Below are 20,384 nucleotides of genomic sequence, written 5' to 3'. Positions count from 1 at the left end.
CGCCCTGGCCGGATAATTCTCGGAATCCCGACCGGTTAATTCTCGGAACAGTGGCCGGTTAATTATTGGATTACCCGGCCGGTCGCGTCGGAATCTGCACATCTCGGGGTTGTGCTTAAGAATCTGGAGGCGCAGCATGTCTGCAGGCATCGACATCAAGATGCGCTGCCTGTCTTCGTCCATGTGCTTTTTCAGGCGAGGTTCGCTATCGAGATCGAACCGCATTCGGGCCGCTCGGATTTTCGACATTTTCCACATTTGTTCGCGCAGGTGGAAATCGAAATCACAAGGGTCCGGGATGAGGTTGACGAGGCCGAGCTCCACAAGGGGCATAATCTCGAGGAAGAAGATGATGCTCTTCAGCACATCCTGGCGGTAGAGCCCGGGATGTTCGGTCGGCCGGAACTTTTTCGCCATGGCGGCTGAATTGATGAACGGGTGCGCGACGATCAGCTCACCAAAATACAGCGGTGCGGCTAGTGCGAATTTGGAGATCGAGCGGGGGTCGATCGCGCCTGTGTAAACCGCGCGAGCCACACCGTCTGGCTTGGGTAGGAGGGCGAGCAGATCCGTTTCTAGCGGCCATAGGCCTTCGTACAGGGAATAGATCCTTCGAATCTTCTCGTCCGTCAGCTCGCGTCGGACTTGGATCCAATCCCTTTCGCCATTGAGCCCCAGGATATCGACGATCCCGTTCCGCAGTATGAGGTTTCGTTCGCGTATGCTGCGTTCCTGCCAGGAAGGGCGCAGCGCTTCGGGCTTGAGCTGGCAACACGCCTTGAATGAATTTCCCGACCCGCAGCCACAGATATCACTCGGGCGGAGCGGCTTCCCTGGCGCTGGCTTTAGCAGGAAGTCGCGCGGCTTCTCGGTCCGGCCGAATTGATCCTGATAGTGGACATGCCCACTTTCGTACTTCACGAACATCTCGCCACCGAATTGATGGAGCTTGTTCGCTGGCGGCTGAAACGTCGTCCTCAGATCCCCCCACTTTTGAGAGACCGACTTTTCGGGGTAGAGCCAATCCTTACGGCCTCCTCCTACGTAACGGCGCGCACGGGACTTCAGGACGAAGTTGATCTGCGTGACTTCCTCCGCCGTGAGCTGCCGGCTGCGAATGAAGGCGTCAATCCTAGCCATCATCTGCCGAAAGTTCCGGGCAAACGTCCTTTTCTCCAGCGGTTTTGCGGCTGGATTCTGCGCGTACTCCAGGTTCGATAGAATCAGGCAGAAGTCTCGATTCAGCGGAAAAATCGTTTGAGACGCCTTCAGCTCAATGCCGGGATCCCGCGGATAGGCGGCGAGCGGGTGCGTCGGCGGGACCGAGTGGTTGTAGATCGTCACCGGGTGGTCGCTGAAGATGAACTTCACCTCGGAATTTTCGGCCGAGACGATCTCGCGGACACCTCCAACCCAGATAGTGCAGTGCAAGTTCCGGATCTCCTGCATTTCGAACATCAGTTCGTTCTGCGAGAGGCTCGGATAATGAACTTTCAGCCAGTCCAGGCCCTTCGGCGTTCTGATTTTCTGGATATCGAGATACTCGAAGAAGGTCTGGAAGTGCTTGTGCCACTCAGCCATGTCGGTGCCAGAAAAAGCCCGCACCGCCTGAGAGCCCCGGCCATCAATGTCCCCGAACAAACGCCGCTCGATCTCGTCGTTGACCGACGTTCCAAAGAAGGTCGAGTAAAGATCCTTCTGACAGAAAGCCCTTGAGGTTGGCGTATCGTTCCACACCCCGTTTGGAACGATGATGCGCCCATCCGGCAGAACCTTCCGGTCAGGCGTCATGTCCAGGAATGCGAGCGACGAGCGACCGGGCTCGAAGAACCCCGCCTGATACCACTGCGGGACGTAGTGATTGTTTCTTGTTTTGGACATCGCCACTCTCGCAGGATCGCAACGCAACCATACCAAGCCGCTGCGCAGCACGGGCTCGGCCGCGCCTGCAATTCACAGAACCTTTGCCACGGTGAGACATCGGCCTTGCCGGATCCTCTAGCGGTTATCCGAAAGCGGGCGCTCCAGACGTCGGGAATGGGCTAGGTTAGCGCCTTCGCTTGAGCCGAACGCGCAGCTTTAGATCAGTCCATATAGGAGGAGACAGGCGAATTTCGGAACCCATGTCTGGGAACCCCCGGGAATCTGAGCCGACGCGCCGTTCCGGGTCATTCCAGCACGGGTGATTTGATGAGCAGGATTAATGGAGCGACGTTTGCCGCCGATGACGAGGCACGGCCGACGGCCGCGGATCTGGGACGATACGAGCGCACCTATGCGCAACTGGGCAACAACGGCGCCCGCTACTTCATGCTGTGGCAGCTCTCGACGGCCCATGCGATGCTGCTGGAGCAGGAAGGCGATCGGATCCATCCCGAATTCGCCGGCCTCAACGGCCGGCAGCTTGCCGAAGGCGCGAGGGCTCAGGCCCGCTTCTTCGCATTCATGGTCGCCGAGCCGCCGGCCCGGAGTGAGGAGGACCTCGAGCGCAAGATCACGACCTATGAGGCAATGATCTTCCAGGAGGACGAGATGCGCCGCTCGCATGCGGCGGTCATGGTCGAGACCGCCATGCATGTCGACGCGCGCAGGCTCGGCATCAATCTCAGAAAGCGGCCGATCGATGCCGCCACGACGAGCCGGCACTGAGAGGCGGCCATGTCCTATATCGTCTACGACCTCGAAACCTCCGGCCTGGCGCCGCAGTGGAACGTACCGCTTCAGGCGGCGCTGATCCACTGCGACGACAACCTCCAGCCGCTCAGCGAGCTCTCGCTGCGCTGCCGGCTTCCGGCCCATATCGTGCCGGCGCCGGGCGCGCTGTTCACCACCGGCATCGGCCCGGCTCAGCTCGAGCAGGCGCCGATGTCGAGCACGGAAATGCTCATCGCCATCGCAAAGGCGCTGTCTGCCTGGGCGCCGTCGACCGTGATCGGCTACAACACGATCCGGTTCGACGAGGAGATGCTGCGGCACGCGTTCTTCACGCATCTCTTGCCGCCGTACGCGACCCAGCTTGGCGGTCATCGCCGGGCCGACCTGTTGACCATGGTCAGGGCGGTAGCAATGCTGGAGCCCCAGGCCATCACCGTGCCCATAACCCGATCGGCAAACCGAGCTTCAAGCTCGGCGATATCTGCAGGTCGAACGGCATCGCGCTGGCCGAGGATGAGGCGCATGACGCCCTGGCGGATACGCGAGCGACGCTCGCCCTGTTCCGGCACCTGCGCCAGGTCGCGCCCGCAGCGGTCGCGATGATGCTCGACAACGCCGACAAGGCCACCCCGAACCGGATGCTCGCCGGCGGCGAAGTCCTGCTCCTTGGCGGCGCCTCGAAGCTGAGCCCGATCGTCGGCATCACGCCGAACCCGACGGTCGCGACCTCCTGGGCGACGGTCGACCTGACCATCGACCCGGCAAGCTATCTCAACGGCAGCGCGGAGGAGATCGCAAAGCTCCTCTCCGGCCCAGGCCCGCGCCCGGTCAGGCTAGTGCGGACCAATGCCCAGCCGATCCTGCTGGCCTATGCGCAGGGCTGCCACGCCCTGCCGCCGGACCTCCGCGATGACGTACTCTACCACGAGCGGGCGGCATATGTCCGCGACCACGCCGGATTCCGGTCTAGCCTCGCTGCCGCAATGGCAAATCGCTTCGCCGATCGCGAGCCGTCGCCCTATCCGGAGGCGAGCCTCTACGGTGGCGGATTCCTCTCAACCGAGGATGCCCGGCTGAGCGCCCGCTGGCACGCTTCGCCCTGGCAGGATCGCCCGGCCATTGCGGCACAGTTTCGAGACGAGCGGCTGAAAGCCTTTGCAAATCGGTTGATGCTGCTGGAGGCGTCGCAGGACATGTCCCCGGTCGCCTGGCAGAAGGGGCAGGCCTGGCTGCGCGAGCGCCTGACCACCGAGGCCGCGGTGCCGTGGCTGACCTTGCCGATGGCGCTGCGGCAGGTCGGCGAGCTGCGTGCCGGGCTTGCCGAGGACGAGGTCGGCCGCCGCACCCATCTCGATGAAATCGACCGGTGGCTCCGCCAACGCAGCCAGTACTTCCAGCTGGCGGTCTGACGGAAGCCATCTGCCCTGACGACGAAGGCGCCCCGACCGGGCGCCTTTTCCATGTTGGGATCGAGAGGGAAGCGCAGCCGGGATGGCTGTAACCCCGATGAAAGTACCCAAGATGACCAGGAAGAATGAGGGCGGCCGCTCGCTCGCCCCGTGCGCCAGCAGGGCGATCGACGAGCCGGCGGAAATCACCCTGCGCGATCCGATCACGGTGGCGATGGAGATCGCCGCCGGCGATGATCCGAGCGTCGCCGAGCTGGTAGCGTTCAGGCGCCAGCCGATCGATCTCAAGAATGCCGCGCGGAATGCCAAGAATCTGCATTCGGAGGAGTTCCGGGTCTGGCTCGCGCGCGAGAGCGGCGACGACATCACCGAGTCCGTCTGCGGCGGGCTCGAGATCATGAGCATCAGCCTGATCGCGCTCGTCGCGCTCTGGCCGGCCGACGACCTCGACGCGGCGGAAGCCAAGCTCGCGCTCGACGCGAGGACCGGCGTGCAGCTGCATCGCCGCGAGAAGGACTTCGACGGCAGCATGGACGCGAAAACCGCCCGGCGGATTCGCTGGCGGCGCGGCGCCTTCGCGGTACCATCGCTGATGTTGCCGCCAGCGCCGGCTGCGCCACAGAGCGAGGACCGCGGATTGGCAAGCTGGCCGCTCGAGCGCTTCGATCTCGTGGAGCATCTGCCGAAGCGCGGCGGACCGCCGGCCTTCGCGGACCGGCAGGTCGTCCAATGGAGCCGGTTCGCCCGGTCTGCCCCCGATCTCGACGGACTCCTCCAGCGCGCGGCAAAAATGTTCGAGACCTGTGACCGCCTGCTCGAACTCGCCGGGCGCGGTCCTGCCAACGCCAGCGAGCTGACGGTGGCTGCCGAGGGCGCCCGCCTGATGGCATACCTCGCCGCCTGCCAGGTCATGCTCTGGCCTGTCCATAACCGGGACGCGCTTGCGATCAAGAAGCAGGTGGTCGCGCTGATCAACAGGAGGGGCGAGGCTGGCGATCCTCCGGCGATGCAGTCGGCAGTCCGGCACGTCACGGCCGAGGCGGCGTGGATCAAGACTCTGCCGTACGACGCGCGCGACCGGTTGCAGTTCGACTGGAACGAGCTGGTCTGAGCCGGCCGGATAGCAAGACATGAGGGAGGCGTCCGGGATCGGACGCCTTTCTCGATTCCAGGACTGAGGGAAAGCGCAGCCACGTGGCTGTCACCCCCAAGAAACTGGGCCGACTGACATGAAGACCATCTCCCCTCCCTCCCTCGCCGACATCGAGCTCGACCTGCCGCTCCGGCGCGTCACCGACGACCTCTCCGCCTTCACCGATCGTCTGTCGCTATCGGCGGGTGCGGAGAAGGGCTACGCCGGCTTTGCAGCCGAGGTTCATCCAGTAGGCGAGATCGCCGAGCGCGCCATCGGCCACGCTGTCGAGATCACCCGCTTCCTCGCGCTCGCCGGCACGTCCGAAAGGGCGCAGGTCGCGTACTTCTTCGACATGCTGGTCGCGCTCCTGCTGCTCAACAATGCCGCGATGATCACCGTCGCGCTCACACCACCGCGCCTGCCGGTCGACTTCGCCGCGCGTCAACGCGTCCTCGGCGATGTCATCGCGGCGGTCGGTGGCGATACCGGCTTCGCGGAGATCGCTCGTAAGGCCTTCGTCTATGGCGAGATCGGCGAACCCGCCGCGGTCGAGACGGTATTCCATGCAGCGACGGTGCCCGCTCTGGACGATATCCGTGATGGCCGCCCGACTGTCCTCGGCCTGGAGCAGGGTCTCAGCCTGATGGCCTTCATGCGCGAACAGGCCTCGCCGGCGATCCTGGTCGAGCGTGCGGCCTTGCAGCTCGACGATGCCGACCGATTCGCGCAGGCGGTCCAGGAGGATGCCGAGCTCGATCGCGAGCGTCTCGATCGGCTTCAGCGCGCCTGCCACGGCGCGAACCTGCTGGCAGCGGCCGATCTCGCACGGGCCTGCCTGATCGACGCGGTCACGGCCGGTGACCAGCCCCTCCGAACCCGGATCGAGGCACTGGCGCAGCGCCTGGTCGAACAACGCCTGAAGGACATCGTGATGTTCGCCGCTGCGATGGCAGATCGCCTCTGGGAGCTGCGTCGCATGCAGGCCGAGACGGCCGGTCGGTTCAAGCCGCTCTGATCCCGGCTGGATCAGGCTCGGAGCATGCCGGGAGGGCGCCGCGGACCGCGGTGCCCTCTCGCGATTCCGAGGCGGGACAAGGGGCGTAGCCGATCGGGCTATAACCCACATGAGAATGTAGACATGATCAGGAACGACTCTCGCGGCCCGCTGGCGCCGCACGACAATGCACATTCGAATGGCCAGGACGGGCCGACCGAGCCCATCCGCGATCCGCTGACGGCGGTCGCGGAAAGCATCAGTGACGATCCCTCGGTGTCGGAGCTCATCGCGTTCCGCCGCAGCACGCCTGACCTTCAGGCTGTTGCCATCGACGCCAAGCGCTGTGGCGATGAGGCTCGCCGGCTGCTGATCGGCAGCCACCACCCCGATCCGCGAAACCGGGCCTGGGTCGCGCTCGCCATCGCAGGGCTCTCCTGCGGTGCGATCGTCGCGATCTGGCCCTGCGACACGGTTCACGACGCCCATGCCAAGATGGCGCTGGCGGAGGCCAGCGTGCTCCACGGTGACGATGCCGAGCGTGGAGAGGCTGCGACCCTCGATGCCGCGGGCGCAACCCGGATCCGGCTTCAGCGCGCCGCCTATGCGGTGGACCCGCTGATCGTGCCGCCGGGGCCCGCCGCCCCGTCCCAGGAGGATCGGGGCCTGGCACAGTGGCCGATCCGGCACTTCGATCTCGTCGATCTGTCCCCGCCCTCGGCCGGGGACGTCCTGCTCTCGCCTCGGGAGATCGCCCGCTGGGGCCTGTTCCTGAAGGCGGAGCCTCCCTTCGGAGACAGGCTCGCTCGCGTCGAGCAGATGTTCGCGATCGCCGATCGCCTGCGGGTTCTGGCGCGGCAGGCGGAGGATGGCGCGCGTGAACTGCGCTGGGCCTGCGAGGGCGCGCTCATACTGGCCTACATGGCCGCGGCGCAGATCGCGATCTGGCCGGCGCTGAAGCATTCGCCGGAAGCGCAGGCGAAGGAGCGCCTCGTCACCGTCGTCAACGCGCGCGCCAGCCGCGGTGATCCCGCGCACATGCAGGCGGCGGTCCGGCATCTCTACACCGAGGCGGCATGGCCGGCTCATGGCTGGCGACCCACCGCCACGGTCGTGAACGAGCCGGACTGGATTCCGATCGTCTAGGCCAGCTCGAGGTGACCTCACCATAGCACTTGCCAGGAAGAGGCGGCGCCGCGCGGTGCCGCCTCTTCGCGTTTGGTCCAGGCAAATGGGGAAGGGAGACAGGAGGAAGGGTGCTGCGGAGAGCAGATCACCCCTCATGAAAGAGCATTCCTGTGAAGATCAGCAATAACCCGGACATCGCGGCGGCCTGGCGTTCGGCCGCCGCCGACCTCCCGCTCGTCGGCGTCGTCGACGAGCTCGAGTCTCTCGAGTTCCTCGGCGACGAGGATCAATCCGGTCTTCGGCGGTGCGCCTCGGTCTGGCGCGAGCGCCCATCGCTCTTGCCGATCCGGGGGCGAGCACGCTTCCATGCCGCACAAATCCAGGACCTGCTGACAGCCCTTCGCGACGGCATCGTCACAGTCGACGACCTCAAATCCGATGCTGTCCGGGCCTGGGCGATCCTGATCAATGCCGGCAATGTCGCGACGATGTTGATCGCGCCGCGCAGCGATTCGGATTATCGCGCCCGCGCCGACCTGCGGCGCGCCTTGCGCCATCAAGCCCGCCGTTCGGCCGACCCTGACCTCGCCTGCCGCGTCAGCCGGATGTGCGGCGGCGACTTCGTCGCGCTCAGCGAGGACGGCATGAGACCTGCCAGATTGCCTAATATCTGCACCGAGCACTACATCAGCGCCGCAGAAGGCGAACCCGCAGCCTATCCGGTCACGATGGCCCGGTCACTGCAGCTCTGGCTCGAGACGCCGGTCGACCTCTCCGACCTGTTCGACGGCGCGCGCACGCTGCTGTGGCAGGTCGATGTCTGGCGGCGCCTCCAGGGCAAGATTGCGGATTCTTCGCTTCTCGATGATGCCATCCGGGGGGCGGAGCTTCTCGCCTATGGCCGGCTCGCCCGGATCGGCGTGTGCCGGGCTCTCGATGACGACGACCTCGCCGTGAAGCGAGCCGCCCTCGGCCTGATCGCGCCGCGCGCTCGCGATCCTGATCCCATGCGGGCCGCGATCGAATGGGCGGTCGAGCTCGGGCGGACTGTCACCGACCGCGACTGATCTGCGCGCTCCAGCTCCTGATGCTGAGAACGCAAGGGCGCGCCTCCCCGGCGCGCCTTTCGGCATGGCGATCGCGAGGCGGTGAAGGGGCGGAAGAGCCGACCCCAGGGAAACAGGTTCAAGGCCATGACCGACACCACCGCACCGCCCCTGCGCGACCTCGTCTTCACCACCGACAGCGTGCAGGTCACCGACGAGCTCGCCGCCTTTGAGGGGCTCCTGCCGGACATGCCGGACGACGTCGAGCGCCATGCTGCTCTTCTCGAACGGCTACCGCCGCTTCTCGACCTGCGCGAACGGGCTCTGGTTCACGCCCAGGAATATCAGCGCTTCCTGACCCTCGCCGACGCCGATCCCTCGGCGCTGGAGTACATGGTCGACATCGGCAATGCGCTTGCGCTCCTGTCCCATGCCGGCGAGATCGCGATGCTGCTGGTGCCAGCGGGCTCGCCCGAAGATCACTTCGCCAAGGCCATGCTCGCGAAGGAACGCGGCGCGCAATATCGCTCCGGCGCTGGCGTTCACGAACCGAAACTGATGGAGCGCGCGCTGCGGCGGTCTTTCGCCGACAGCCATCCTCGCCTCGTGATCGGTGCGAGGATTCCGCCCGGGATGGAGGAGGCCTCCCGACGCTTCAGCGGCGCCGTCCTGCCACAAGCGATCAACGACGATAGCAACTCGCCGAATGTTTATCAGGTCGAACACGGGCTGGCGCTGGAGGACTGGTTCAACGAGCCGCCCGACCTTGCCATCCTGCTCGACGAGGTCAGACAGCTCTTCGCCGCGATCGAAACCTGGTCGCAGGCCGAACCGTCATCTTCATTCTGGTATGGTGCCCGGCGCGGCGCGCTTATCCTCTCCTATGCCCGCCTCTGCCGGATCGGGCTCTGGCCGGCGCGCAGCTCCGCTGACCTCGTTGCGAAGATGGATGTGGAGCAGCTGATCACCGAGCGCACCGAGGACCCCGACGCGATGCGGGCCCTGGCCGAGATTGCGCTCGGCGTGGGCCGCCGCATCGCGAGGCAGGGCGGGCGCTTCGTGACCGTCCTCGGCGGCGTCGAGCTGTGAGGCGCGTGGTGAGCACGATTCCCGCCTACGACGCCAACGCCGTCGCGACCCTGCGCGACCTGGACCGCAAGAGGCTGCTCGGCCATCTGCGCGATCAGCGTCCCGATGGCATGGCCCAAGAAGAGCAGGTCGAGCCTGCTCGCGATAAACCGTCCGCGACCGCTCCTACGCTGGGGCCGACGATCTCGATCTTCGACCACGAGGCCGTCGCCAAGCAGATCAGGCTCGCTGGGTCTGGCGACACCTTCGACGAGGGAGGACCATCCGCGTCGTCCGCCTCCAGTGACGAGCAGGCCCGGCTCGAGCGTCTTCGGGCACTCGTGCACCAAGAACCGCTGCGCCGCCTCGTCGTCGCGGACGAAGGCACCAGCGAGCGTCTGGGCCGCCTGCGCGAGGAGTGCCCGGGCTTCGTCGAGATCATCGCCCTGGTCGAGCGGGCCGTCGCACTCTCCATGATCTCCAGCACCGGCATCGCCTTCCCGCCGATCCTGCTCGTCGGCCCACCGGGCCTGGGCAAGACCCACTTCTCCCGCCGACTTGCCGCGGCGCTCGGCGTCGAACAGCATGCCTTCAGCTGCGCGACCAACTCGGATGCGCAGGCCCTCCTCATCGGCCATCCGACAACCTGGCGCGGCGCGCGCATGGGCGTGCTGACGGAGGCTCTCCTCGGCGGCGAGACCGGCAATCCCCTGCTCGTCCTCGACGAGATCGACAAGTTCGTCACCCATTCGACCGAGAAGCCCTACAACAGCCTTCTCGCCCTGCTCGAATCTGAGAACGCCTCCGCGCTCATCGACGAATATCTCAGGGTGCCGTTCGATCTCTCGCGCTGCCTCATACTGGCGACGGCGAACGATCTCGATGCGCTGCCAGGCTTCATCCAGGACCGGTTCCTGATCGTGACTGTCACGTCGCCGGACGGCGCCATGCTACGCGCGATCGCGCGTCGGATCGCCGCCGAGATCATCGCAGCCCATGGCGACGCCTTCGCCCTGCCGGACGATGCGGTCGTGGCGCGGCTCGCCAGGACGAACCCGCGCGGCATCCGCCGGCTCGTCACCCTCGCGCTCGGCTTCGCCGCGCAGGCCGGGCGGCGCCATCTCATCGTCGCCGATGTCTCTGCCGCAGAGGCTATTGCCGACACGAGGGGCGCGAGGGACCCGATCGGCTTCATTAGGCCCCAAGGGAAAAGGCAGGACGGGCGGGAGTGAAGGTGAAAACGGGAATGCCCCCGAAAACCTCTGCCGACGAAACAACCGGAAGACGACCAAGAAGATGACGACGAACACCATCCCGGGCACGCCTCCGCTGCCCCTCCGCCGAATCCGGCCCATCGGCAGCGCCGCCGCCGTCACCTGCTACATCAAGACCCAGTGGCCGCGGATCGGCGGCTCCGGCATCCGCCCCCTCCCCGACACCGCCTTCACCGACCCGGCCTTCCTCGAACGCTATCGGCCCGGCATCTGGACCTATCCCTATCTCGCCTGCTGCGGCGCGGAATTCGACAGGCCCGATCGGGCAAGCGGTCTGAAGAGCGTCGCCGACCGTCTGCACATGCCGATCTACAAGCTCTCGGCGACCGAACTCGCCGATCCTCGCCGCAGGCTCGAGGCCCTGAACCGGATGTGCTACGCCTCCCATGTCCTGAAACCCGGCGGCTACGCGCGGGAACCGGGCTTCCAGGACTGGACGTTCCAGCAGTTCCTGCCGCGCCACGAGCCCCTCCCCGGCTCGCCGGTCAGCCTCGACGGCCATCTCTTCGCCCTGCGCCGGCCCCACGACCTGAGCAAGCGGGTCTTCGAGAAGCTGCTGCATCACCGGCTGCGCAACGCCAGTCTGAACAGCTTCCTCGTCACGCCGACCGGGCGCAAGCATTGCGCCATGCTCGGCCTCGTCCCGGAGGAGCAGCAGCGCTGGACCGCCTATCGCTTCGGCCGCACCCCGCGCATCGACAAGGCCGAGGAGCTCTACGTCTTCCGCCCGGACGGTGAGGATTCCGACAGGCTCCTCATCATCCTGGAGCGCCTGGTTCATGACTGGGTGATGGGCAGAATCCCGCGCCTGCCCGGCAAATGGCGCGATCGCAGCCAGTATTCCCGGCGCTCCTCAGCGGCCTGAAAGGCGAAGCCTCTCTTTCCGCTCCCGGTCCACCCTCCGCTTGTAGTCGTTCGGGGAGGACGATCGCGGACGATCCTGAAGCTTCTGACCGTTCAGAGCATTCTGAGAATTCTGAGCATTCGGAGCGCCATGAGCATCCCCACCACCGTTGGCTGCGTCCAGCCGTGCCGGATCGGCGTATAATCCCCACCCCGCCTTGACGACCTCACCGTTGCCGAACATCTCGCCCAACATCTTGCTGACGGCATTGACGGTTTGGCCGGTCTGGGCCGCAATCGCGATGGCGCCCAAAGGCGACGGACTTGCCTGCAGAATCGAGCGAATGCGGTCCCGTTCGGGATGCCTGTCGACCGCACGCGGCTTGGCCAGGCGCCAGACGCGCGCGCGAGGATCGAACGCAATCTCGCGCGAGATTTCCTCGATATCGCGTCCCTGGGCGAGAAGCCGCGTGCCGCCACGGCCCTTGTCCAAGACAATGTTCGTGTCGGGCACGCCGAGGAATCCGGCTGAGCCCGTGATCCGCTCGAACGGGTCCCCGCCCCCGGATTTGCGCAGGTGATGAACCAGGATGATGCCGATCTGCCGGTCGCGCGCGAGATCATGCAGTTTGGTCAGATCGCGATAATCCTGCTGATAGCCGGCCTGCGAGCCGATCGGGCGAAATTTCTGGAAGACGTCGATGACGATCAGGCGAGCACCCTCGGTCGCCGCGACCCACCGGTCCAGTCGCCCGAGCCCGTCGAAATCCATCCCCATCGGCCCCGTCTCAAAAAACAGGTTGGCCGGCCAGGCTGGGCCGGTCCCAAGCATCTGCTCGAGCCGGCCGCGAAGACGCCGGTCGTTGTCCTCAAGAGCAAGGTACAAAACCGCGCCCTTCGCGCAGCGATGAGCATTTTCGTCGAGAACGGCGGTGCCTCTCGCGACCGACAGCGCGATATCCAGGCTCAGCCAGCTCTTCCCCACCTTCGGCGCGCCGGCCAGCACCGTCAGCCCGAGAGGAATCAGACCGTCGACGATGAATTGCAGCGGTGCGAAGTCTCGCCCCTTGAGTTCATGAGCACTGAAAGGGCCCTGTCCCGCCCCCGTCGTCGTCTGCGTCATGCCTGTCGATCTCTCGCAAGTCTTCGGCAGGAGCATGCCCATCGGCGCTGAAGATCGAGCCCGAATATTTGGTCAAATTGAAGATATCTCGCGCGAACACAGTAGCAACGGCAGGCATCTCCGTGCTCGCCGTCACGTCGTGTAGAATCCAGCGCGTGATTCGCGTGTGGAGTTGAGTCATGGACGTGCCTGAGTTCTGGCGAAGCATCCCGCGGCTGGTGCCAGATTTCCTGCGGAGAACCGGCCAGGTCGAGCATTTCGTCCCCGTCCACTTCCGACCGTCGGATCGAGCCGGGCCGGATCCTTATGCCGGCGGCGGATCGGGCAAGAGGCCTAGGACCAAGCTCGAGAACGAGCTTGATGACGTCCAGGCCTGTCTGATCGCCGATCTGGAATGCGTCGTGAAGGCGCTCGAGGCCGTCGAGGCGCGCCAGCAGGCCGGCAAGAACCGCAAAGCAGCCCCACGGACTCTCGGAGATGTGCTGAATTCGGCAGCGCCAGGCCCCTCCTCTATCGGCACGTTGCTGACAAAGGGGCGACGATCTGTCCGCCAGCGTCACGCAGGATGCCATCCGGCCTATCGAGGCTATCTGGTCCCGATGAAAGCCGCACGGCTCGCGGCCGTGAACGATGCCGATGGCCTGCGAGCTCTGGTCTCGTCCCATGTCACGTCCATCGATCTCGTCGGCCGAGCGCGGAACGCCGCTCAGGCGACCGCCGAAGGCATGCGGACGACATTCGTCGAGGTCAACAAGAACAAGCGCCGGACAGACGAGACCATCTCTCGCGATGTGCTGGACCGCTTGCCGCGTCTCTCTATCACGGAGATGACGCAGTTTTCCTTTGCCAGCGGCATCAACGCGTCACGCATCTGGCAGTGCTATCACGGCGCGCCGGCGACGATCGACTACCATCGCGTGTTCGATCTCGCCGTGTTCGCCGGGCGACTGTCGCGCGGGGGCCCCGTGCTCATCACCTGGGATCTGGTGCGATATTTCCTGGCCCATCGAACCGACCCGAATATCCGGTGGTGGTGGCGCGTCCTGTTCTTCCCCAACACCGTCCTGATCCACGACGCGATCGAATGGATCTGTGCGCAGATCGATCAGGCCTACGGCCTCGCCGCTTTCACCGGCAGTCTGATCCTGTGCGACAGACCGGGAGAGAGCAGGACCTTTCGTTTGCCGCCTCTCAAGCCCTGAAACCAAGAAAAGCGGCCGGTCCCAATTAGATTCATGTCGGCGGCGACGCCGAACGGCCAGCCTCCCGCTCCTCGGCAGGAGCGGCAGACGTGGGCAGGCGGGGCGAAAAAGGACAGAGAAAGGAGGTCCGGACCAAAGGTTCAGGCGGCCGCCCTTCGCTGTACCCCGCTGCCTCCCCTGGGGAGGCCCTCCCCGATCGGGAGATCATCCTCGAAAACATCGACGCCGGCTTCATCGGCACGGAGGAACTCGACGCGCTCGAGCAGTATTTCGGCGACATCGTCATGCAGGTACTCGGCCGATGATCTAACCCCATACCAAGGCTTTATCCTGGCGAATTCGACATTAGATGCCCTGAACACCCGATAGGATCGAACATGGCCCGCCGCCGACGCACTGCTTCCGAAGACGCTCCGAGCAGCCCCGACCGGGTCGTGCTCTATATTCGCGTTTCCACCGACAAGCAGGCCGAGAACCGGCTCTCGCTCGAGGAGCAGGAGCTCCAGATGCGCGACCATTGCGAACGTCAGGGCTGGACGGTGGTCGGGCTCTATTGCGATGCCGGGGAAAGCGCGAGTTCTCTGCAGCGCCCCGAATTCCAGAAGATGCTGGCACGCTGCCTGGACGGGACGCGCTCCATCGACGCCGTCCTGGTGCACTCGATATCGAGGGCGTTCCGCAATCTCCTGGACCAGGAGCGGACCGTGCTCGATCTCAAATCGCACGGCATCGCCACGCGCTCCATGACCGAGAACATCGTTGCGCGCGATGGCGGCAAACTGATGCGACTGGCACTGGGATTCGCGAACGAACTCAAATCCCATGACGCTCATGTCGGCACCATGCGGGGCATGTCCGCGACCGCCAGACTCGGCTTTTCGAACGGAGGGACCGCCCCGTTCGGTTATCGCTCCGTCGCGGCCGAAACGATCGGCCGGACGACAAAGCGTAAGCTCGAGATCGACCCCGTCGAAGCGGACATCGTCCGTCTCGTCTTTCGTCTCGCGCTCGAAGGCGACGGCTCGTCGGGCCCTATGGGTGTGCGCAACATCGTCCAGTACCTCAATGCTGCCGGATATCGCACCCGCAAGGGTGGCGAATTCTACCATAGCACCATTCACGAGATGCTGCTTCGTGAAGCCTATACCGGCGACCGCTCCTGGAACGTCTTCGACAAGCATGGCAACCAGAATCCCGATCGCGAGATCGTCGATTACAAGGTGCCAGAGATCGTCGACCGCGAGACCTACGACGCCGTGCAGGCCCAGCTGGGTGAACGGCAACCGAGCCACCGCGGTCCCCGTCTGGACAGCGCCCCGTCTCTCTTCGGCGGGCTGATTCACTGCGGATGCTGCAAAAGGGCCATGTCGCCATCCAGCGGCACTGGCCGTCATGGCAAGATCTACCATTATTACAAATGCGCCGGCTCCATCAACAAAGGGGCCGGAGCGTGCAGGAACAAGCCGGTAGGGCGAGGTTTGGCAGAAGCCCGCGTCATGAGCGAGTTGGTGCAATGGCTGACCACGCCGGATCGCCTTGCCGGCATTCTGGCTGTCCTGCACCAGCGCAAGGCCTCGAAACAGCAATCGGTCATCGTGCGCATCGCTCAGCTGCAGCGGGAAGCCGCAGAGGCGGAGAACGCGCTGCAAAACGTCTATGCCGCGATAGAAGCCGGTATCCTCGATCCCACCGAACCTTCACTTCAGAGCCGTGTGAGGAGCTTACGGGAGAAGCGGGACCTCGCCTCGGCCGCACTCGAGCGCGCCAAGGCTACTATGGTCGAACAACCCGCTCTCGATTCTCAAATTGTGGAAACCTTCCGCCGGGCGCTCGTCGAGCGTCTCTCCAATGGGCCGATCGAAGGACGCAAGGCCTGGCTCGGCGCCATCGTCGACGCGATCGTAGTCGAGCCTGGGAACATCCGCGTTATCGGCAAGAACGACAATTTCGAGAAGAACTTGCGCAGCCACGCCGCCGGCCGAGGGCCGGTTCGCAGTTCTGTTCGGAAGTGGTGGGGGAAGCAGGACTCGAACCTGCGAAGGCATAGCCAGCGGATTTACAGTCCGCCCCCTTTGCCGCTCGGGACATTCCCCCGCCTGCGCCGCCTGCGGCTGGGCCGCGGGCGTCTCTCTCGTGTCACTGGTGTGACGGCGACAGGCGCGGCCGGACTTATGGTGACCGGGCCGCCCCCTGTCAACGCCAAAAAGCCGTTGTCCCATCGTCATGCCATGGCACATCGGCAATTCCAGGCTGGTCAAGCCGGGACTGTCATGTCAGGGCATGCGCCGGCCCCGCAGGAGAACCCCCATGCCAGCACCGTTTCGCCCCAAGCCGGACCGCGATCGGCCGCGCCGCGAGGGTGCGCGCGGTGACGGCCCGCGCCAGACCAGTCCACGCCGCGCCGACGGCACGCTGCACCACCGCCCCGGCGATATCGACGAGGCGGTGCTTTACGGCGTCCACCCGGTGATCGAGGCCCTGCGCAATCCCATGCGCCGCCATCGTCGCCTGCTCGCGACAGAGAACGGGGTCAAGCGCCTGCAGGAGGAGATCGGCGATCTGCCGCTTGAACCCGAGATCGTGCGCCCTTCCGAGATCGACCGGCTGCTCACCCCCGATTCGGTGCATCAGGGACTCTATCTCGTCTGCGATCCCCTGCCCTCGCCCGATCTCGACAGCCTGCCCGACGACGCGATCGTGCTGGCGCTCGACCAGATCACCGATCCGCACAATGTCGGCGCCATCCTGCGCTCGGCGGCCGCCTTCGGCGCCGCGGCGGTGATCGTCACCATCCGCCACTCCCCCGCGGCCACCGGCGTGCTGGCGAAATCGGCCTCGGGCGCGCTCGAGCATGTCCCGCTGATCGCCGTCCGCAATCTCGGCGACGCACTCGATGAACTCGGCAAGCGCGGCTTCCAGCGCATCGGCTTCGACTCGGATGGCGACACCGCCTTCGAGGACGTGACCCTGACGCGCCCGCTGGTCATGGTGATGGGCGCCGAGGGCAAGGGCCTGCGCCAGCGGACGCGCGAACTTTGCGATCAGGTCGCGCGCCTGGAAGTGCCGGGCGCGATCACCAGCCTCAATGTTTCCAACGCCACGGCGATCGCGCTCTACGCCGCCAGCCGGCGCCGCTGAGACCGGCCGGCCTCAGCGGCCCGGGACGATCAGCAGCAGCGCGCCGGTCTCGGCATGGGCGAAGCGCGTGCGCCGGCCCTGCCGCGGCTCGGGATCGCTGATCCGGATGACGCGGGTCGCCGGACGATCGTGCCGTCCCTCGAGCCGGTAGAGCGTCGGCTCGGGTGTCGGCGAGCGCGCGATGCCCATCCGCACCGGCATGTGCTCGAAGGAATGACGGTCGACGGGGCGCTCGATCTCGATCGCATGCGAGGATGTCCCCCCGCCCGGCACGGTCCACGGCCCGTAACCGACGGCGGCCAGCGGCCCGCGGCCGCCATGCCGGCCATGATGGTGGCCGCGCCAAGCGGTAGCATCGGAACGGACCCAGCGACGATCGCCCACCCGCTGGTGAATCGCCGCGCCGCGATGCGGGAGATGGCCGAGGCTCGGCCGAGCGGCACTCGCCCACGCCGCGGCGGGAAAGGCAGGCTGCGCGAGAGCCGGTCCCGCCGGCAGCCACAGGCCCGTCAGCAGCAGGCCGAGACAGATCATCCTGGCGCGCGACATGGCGCTCCTCCTTCTCCGCATCTCGTGGCCTCCGCCGCCGACTATAGGCGCCTACCCCCGGCTGCAAAGCGAAATCGCGCGCCGGCCCCGTCTGAGACGATCGTCGTACAACCAATGATGCAAGACCAAGTGCTTGATTGCGCTTGATCTTTTTCGAGCGCATCGGTGTCGCCGACGGAAGCGCGGACCTGCGGGTTTCGCCTCCGCCTTCGCCGCAATCACGTCGAACAAGGACGGTGGGCAATCGGGCAGCGCGGATCGTCCCGCTGCCGGGGTCATCGCAGGGGAGTACTCGCCATGAGCATGGCAGCAAACGTATCGGGGGCGAAGAGCGCGCCGCGCCCCATGACGAGAGAAGAGAAGCGCGTCATTCTCGCATCCTCGCTCGGCACCGTCTTCGAGTGGTACGACTTCTACCTCTACGGTTCGCTCGCCGTGATGATCGGCGCGCATTTCTTCTCGGCCTTCGATCCGAACACCCGCGCCATCTTCGCCCTGCTGGCCTTCGCGGCCGGCTTCCTCGTCCGTCCGTTCGGCGCCCTCTTCTTTGGACGTCTGGGTGACCTGATCGGCCGCAAATACACCTTCCTGGTTACCATCGTGATCATGGGCGCCTCGACCTTCCTGGTCGGACTGCTGCCCAGCTACAACACCATCGGCTGGATCGCGCCGGTCATCCTGATCGCACTGCGCATGCTGCAGGGCCTCGCGCTCGGTGGCGAATATGGCGGCGCCGCGGTCTATGTCGCCGAGCACGCGCCGGTCGGCCGTCGCGGCTTCTACACCTCCTGGATCCAGACCACCGCGACGCTCGGCCTGCTTCTGTCGCTGCTGGTCATTCTGGTGATCCGCGTCAACATGGGCGAGGCCGAGTTCGCCGCCTGGGGCTGGCGCATTCCGTTCCTGCTTTCGATCTTCCTGCTCGCGATCTCCGTCTGGATTCGGCTGCAGATGCAGGAATCCCCGGCCTTCAAGAAGATGAAGGAAGAGGGCACCGGCTCCAAGGCGCCGCTGACCGAGGCCTTCGGCCAGTGGAAGAACGCCCGCATCGCGCTGATCGCCCTGTTCGGCCTGACCATGGGCCAGGCGGTCGTCTGGTACACCGGCCAGTTCTACGCGCTCTTCTTCATCCAGAGCATCCTGAAGGTCGATCTCTATTCGGCCAACGTGCTGATCGCCTGGGCCCTGATCATCGGCACCGGCGGCTTCATCTTCTTCGGCTCGCTGTCGGACCGGATCGGCCGCAAGCCCGTCATCCTGGCCGGCTGCCTGATCGCGGCGCTGACCTATTTCCCGCTGTTCGGCGCCCTGACCAAGGCGGCCAACCCGGGCCTCGCCGCGGCGCATGAGAACGTCAAGGTGCAGGTCGTCGCCGATCCCGCCACCTGCGGATCGGTCTTCGATCCGGTCGGCATCCGCACCTTCACCTCGCCCTGCGACATCGCCCGCCGCACGCTGGCCACCCAGGCCATCGTCTACACCTCGGCTCCGGCGCCGGCCGGTACCCCGGCCAAGGTCACGGTCAACGGCAAGGAACTCGCCGTCGACGCGACCTTCGCCGCCACCGTCGCCAAGGAAGCGGTCGCCGCCGGCTACCCGGCCCCGGGCGATGCGCGCATCGTCAAGACCGGCTTCTTCAGCGCGCTGACGAGCGTTCAGTCGCTGACGATCATCGGCATCCTGACCATCCTCATCATCTATGTGACGATGGTCTATGGCCCGGTCGCCGCGGCGCTGGTCGAGCTCTTCCCGACCCGCATCCGCTACACCGGCATGTCGCTGCCCTATCACATCGGCAATGGCTGGTTCGGCGGCCTGCTCCCGGCGACCTCCTTCGCCATGGTGGCCGGCACCGGCGACATCTATTACGGCCTTTGGTACCCGATCGTCTTCGCCCTCGCGACCTTCGTGATCGGCATGCTGCTGGTGCCCGAGACCAAGGATCGCGACATCAACACCCACGAGAACTGAGCTTCGCTGGCTTCTCGACGACATCGGGCCCCGCCTCTCGAGGCGGGGCCATTTTGCTGGCCGCCTCAGCCTATCGACCGGCTTGCCCTGAGGAGACCCGGCTGCTAACCGCTAGGCCGTCGCGTCCGGCCCTGCCGGATCGACCGCGCCGGCGTAGCACAGCGGTAGTGCAGCGGTTTTGTAAACCGAAGGTCGGGAGTTCGATCCTCTCCGCCGGCACCATTCACGGCTCCAGCCGTCCGACGACACGCCGCCGCCGGCGCGCCCGGAGCCACGATCCACGCGAAGGCCGGTCCTGCCGGCCCGACGGGGTGAACGAAGCGAACCGGACCGACATGCCTGCGCCCACCGATTCCAGCCCTCACAGGCCAGAACATCTGCTCGCCCTGGCGGATCGCTGCGAGGCTGCGAGCAAGCCGGATCGCGCCCTCGACGCCGACATCTACGAGGCGCTGGGCTTCAACGTCCGGCGCAAGCCGAGCCATCTGGTCGGTCGCCGCACGCCGCCCGGCGGCATCTATCAGGAAGGCTCGCTGTGGAAGACGCTCGGCTCCGCCAGCGCCAATATCGACGTCGCGATCGGCCTGCTCCGGCAGAAGGCGCCCGACTGGCGCTGGAGCCTGCAGTCGCTGGCCGGCGAGGACACGGCGACCTTCCAGGCGCTCGTCGCGGAATGCCAGGCCAGCGGCACGATCGGTGCCCTCGCCCTCTGCGCGGCGATGCTGCGCGCCTTTGCGCGGGCCCGCGCTGGGACGGAACGCGATAAGATCTGAGCGCCGCCCGCGCCTCACGAAAACTTGACCCCCTCCCTGCCCCTGCGACAGCGCTCCGGCGTTGAACCATCGCCGC

General features: G+C 65.8%; 17 protein-coding genes, 2 tRNA genes and 1 pseudogene. 16 read left to right on the top strand and 4 right to left on the bottom strand.

The genetic code is table 11. The annotated features are described in order from the left end of the window. A partial coding sequence (locus ACFPN9_RS30315; protein WP_377818185.1) for a DUF4238 domain-containing protein occupies window positions 1-1,881 on the bottom strand: 1,881 nt, incomplete at its 3' end. Between the two features lie 309 nt (window positions 1,882-2,190). Between ACFPN9_RS30315 and ACFPN9_RS30310 the strand changes: the two genes are divergently transcribed. The 10 genes from ACFPN9_RS30310 to ACFPN9_RS30265 all read left to right on the top strand — a co-directional run bounded on the left by ACFPN9_RS30310 (window position 2,191) and on the right by ACFPN9_RS30265 (window position 11,574). Then, entirely contained in the window at window positions 2,191-2,649 is a 459-nt protein-coding gene (locus ACFPN9_RS30310) for a hypothetical protein (RefSeq protein WP_067990732.1), read from the top strand. 9 nt (window positions 2,650-2,658) lie between these two features. Further along, window positions 2,659-3,258 (top strand): 3'-5' exonuclease family protein, encoded by a 600-nt coding sequence (locus tag ACFPN9_RS30305; RefSeq protein WP_067990729.1) that lies wholly within the window; start codon window positions 2,659-2,661, stop codon window positions 3,256-3,258. Further along, window positions 3,255-4,064, top strand: a complete 810-nt coding sequence (locus ACFPN9_RS30300; protein WP_067990725.1) for a hypothetical protein — start codon at window positions 3,255-3,257, stop codon at window positions 4,062-4,064. The genes ACFPN9_RS30305 and ACFPN9_RS30300 overlap by 4 nt, the downstream gene beginning before the upstream one ends. A 208-nt stretch (window positions 4,065-4,272) precedes the next feature. Then, the gene (locus ACFPN9_RS30295) at window positions 4,273-5,175 is read left to right on the top strand and encodes a hypothetical protein (RefSeq protein WP_156450897.1); all 903 of its coding nucleotides are present in this window, start codon (window positions 4,273-4,275) and stop codon (window positions 5,173-5,175) included. A 118-nt stretch (window positions 5,176-5,293) separates the two neighbouring features. Next, window positions 5,294-6,214 carry a hypothetical protein gene (locus ACFPN9_RS30290; RefSeq protein WP_067990719.1) on the top strand — a complete coding sequence of 307 codons (921 nt, stop codon included), beginning with the start codon at window positions 5,294-5,296 and terminating at the stop codon, window positions 6,212-6,214. 123 nt (window positions 6,215-6,337) lie between these two features. Then, window positions 6,338-7,339 (top strand): hypothetical protein, encoded by a 1,002-nt coding sequence (locus tag ACFPN9_RS30285; protein WP_377818183.1) that lies wholly within the window; start codon window positions 6,338-6,340, stop codon window positions 7,337-7,339. Between the two features lie 152 nt (window positions 7,340-7,491). After that, on the top strand, window positions 7,492-8,388 hold the full coding sequence (locus ACFPN9_RS30280; protein WP_067990366.1) for a hypothetical protein: 897 nt from the start codon (window positions 7,492-7,494) through the stop codon (window positions 8,386-8,388). A gap of 126 nt (window positions 8,389-8,514) precedes the next feature. After that, window positions 8,515-9,456, top strand: coding sequence for a hypothetical protein (locus ACFPN9_RS30275; protein ID WP_377818182.1), 942 nt, complete (start codon window positions 8,515-8,517; stop codon window positions 9,454-9,456). A gap of 8 nt (window positions 9,457-9,464) precedes the next feature. After that, window positions 9,465-10,667, top strand: a complete 1,203-nt coding sequence (locus ACFPN9_RS30270; protein WP_156450745.1) for an AAA family ATPase — start codon at window positions 9,465-9,467, stop codon at window positions 10,665-10,667. Between the two features lie 64 nt (window positions 10,668-10,731). Continuing rightward, complete coding sequence (locus ACFPN9_RS30265; protein ID WP_067987520.1) at window positions 10,732-11,574, top strand: hypothetical protein; 843 nt, start codon at window positions 10,732-10,734, stop codon at window positions 11,572-11,574. Here ACFPN9_RS30265 and ACFPN9_RS30260 read toward each other — a convergent pair. Then, window positions 11,563-12,675, bottom strand: coding sequence for an AAA family ATPase (locus ACFPN9_RS30260; protein WP_377818181.1), 1,113 nt, complete (start codon window positions 12,673-12,675; stop codon window positions 11,563-11,565). The two genes, ACFPN9_RS30265 and ACFPN9_RS30260, sit on opposite strands and share 12 nt — an antisense overlap. A 179-nt stretch (window positions 12,676-12,854) precedes the next feature. On the opposite strand from ACFPN9_RS30260, the gene ACFPN9_RS30255 reads away from it, so the two are divergent. Both ACFPN9_RS30255 and ACFPN9_RS30250 read left to right on the top strand, forming a co-directional pair. Continuing rightward, window positions 12,855-13,877 carry a hypothetical protein gene (locus ACFPN9_RS30255; RefSeq protein ID WP_067987527.1) on the top strand — a complete coding sequence of 341 codons (1,023 nt, stop codon included), beginning with the start codon at window positions 12,855-12,857 and terminating at the stop codon, window positions 13,875-13,877. Window positions 13,878-14,254: 377 nt separating this feature from the next. Further along, window positions 14,255-15,325, top strand: a pseudogene (locus ACFPN9_RS30250) (recombinase family protein); the annotation flags it as partial. A gap of 561 nt (window positions 15,326-15,886) precedes the next feature. Here ACFPN9_RS30250 and ACFPN9_RS30245 read toward each other — a convergent pair. After that, window positions 15,887-15,971, bottom strand: a tRNA-Tyr gene (locus ACFPN9_RS30245). A 186-nt stretch (window positions 15,972-16,157) separates the two neighbouring features. Here ACFPN9_RS30245 and rlmB point away from each other — a divergent pair. Beyond that, complete coding sequence (gene rlmB / locus ACFPN9_RS30240; protein ID WP_066725052.1) at window positions 16,158-17,015, top strand: 23S rRNA (guanosine(2251)-2'-O)-methyltransferase RlmB; 858 nt, start codon at window positions 16,158-16,160, stop codon at window positions 17,013-17,015. Between the two features lie 12 nt (window positions 17,016-17,027). Here the strand turns inward: rlmB and ACFPN9_RS30235 are convergent, their stop codons facing one another. After that, a complete protein-coding gene (locus tag ACFPN9_RS30235; RefSeq protein WP_066725050.1) occupies window positions 17,028-17,564 on the bottom strand; it encodes a hypothetical protein in 537 nt (178 codons plus the stop codon). Between the two features lie 297 nt (window positions 17,565-17,861). Here ACFPN9_RS30235 and ACFPN9_RS30230 point away from each other — a divergent pair, with 297 nt between their 5' ends. The 3 genes from ACFPN9_RS30230 (at window position 17,862) to ACFPN9_RS30220 (ending at window position 20,308) form a co-directional block, all read left to right on the top strand. Continuing rightward, complete coding sequence (locus ACFPN9_RS30230; protein WP_066725047.1) at window positions 17,862-19,535, top strand: MFS transporter; 1,674 nt, start codon at window positions 17,862-17,864, stop codon at window positions 19,533-19,535. 147 nt (window positions 19,536-19,682) lie between these two features. Continuing rightward, a tRNA-Thr gene (locus ACFPN9_RS30225) sits at window positions 19,683-19,757 on the top strand. Between the two features lie 113 nt (window positions 19,758-19,870). Beyond that, on the top strand, window positions 19,871-20,308 hold the full coding sequence (locus ACFPN9_RS30220) for a hypothetical protein (protein WP_156446677.1): 438 nt from the start codon (window positions 19,871-19,873) through the stop codon (window positions 20,306-20,308). Window positions 20,309-20,384 lie beyond the last annotated feature (76 nt).

Source organism: Allobosea massiliensis (assembly GCF_042655245.1).
Classification (GTDB): domain Bacteria; phylum Pseudomonadota; class Alphaproteobacteria; order Rhizobiales; family Beijerinckiaceae; genus Allobosea; species Allobosea massiliensis.
This window is presented reverse-complemented; position numbering and strand designations above follow the sequence as displayed.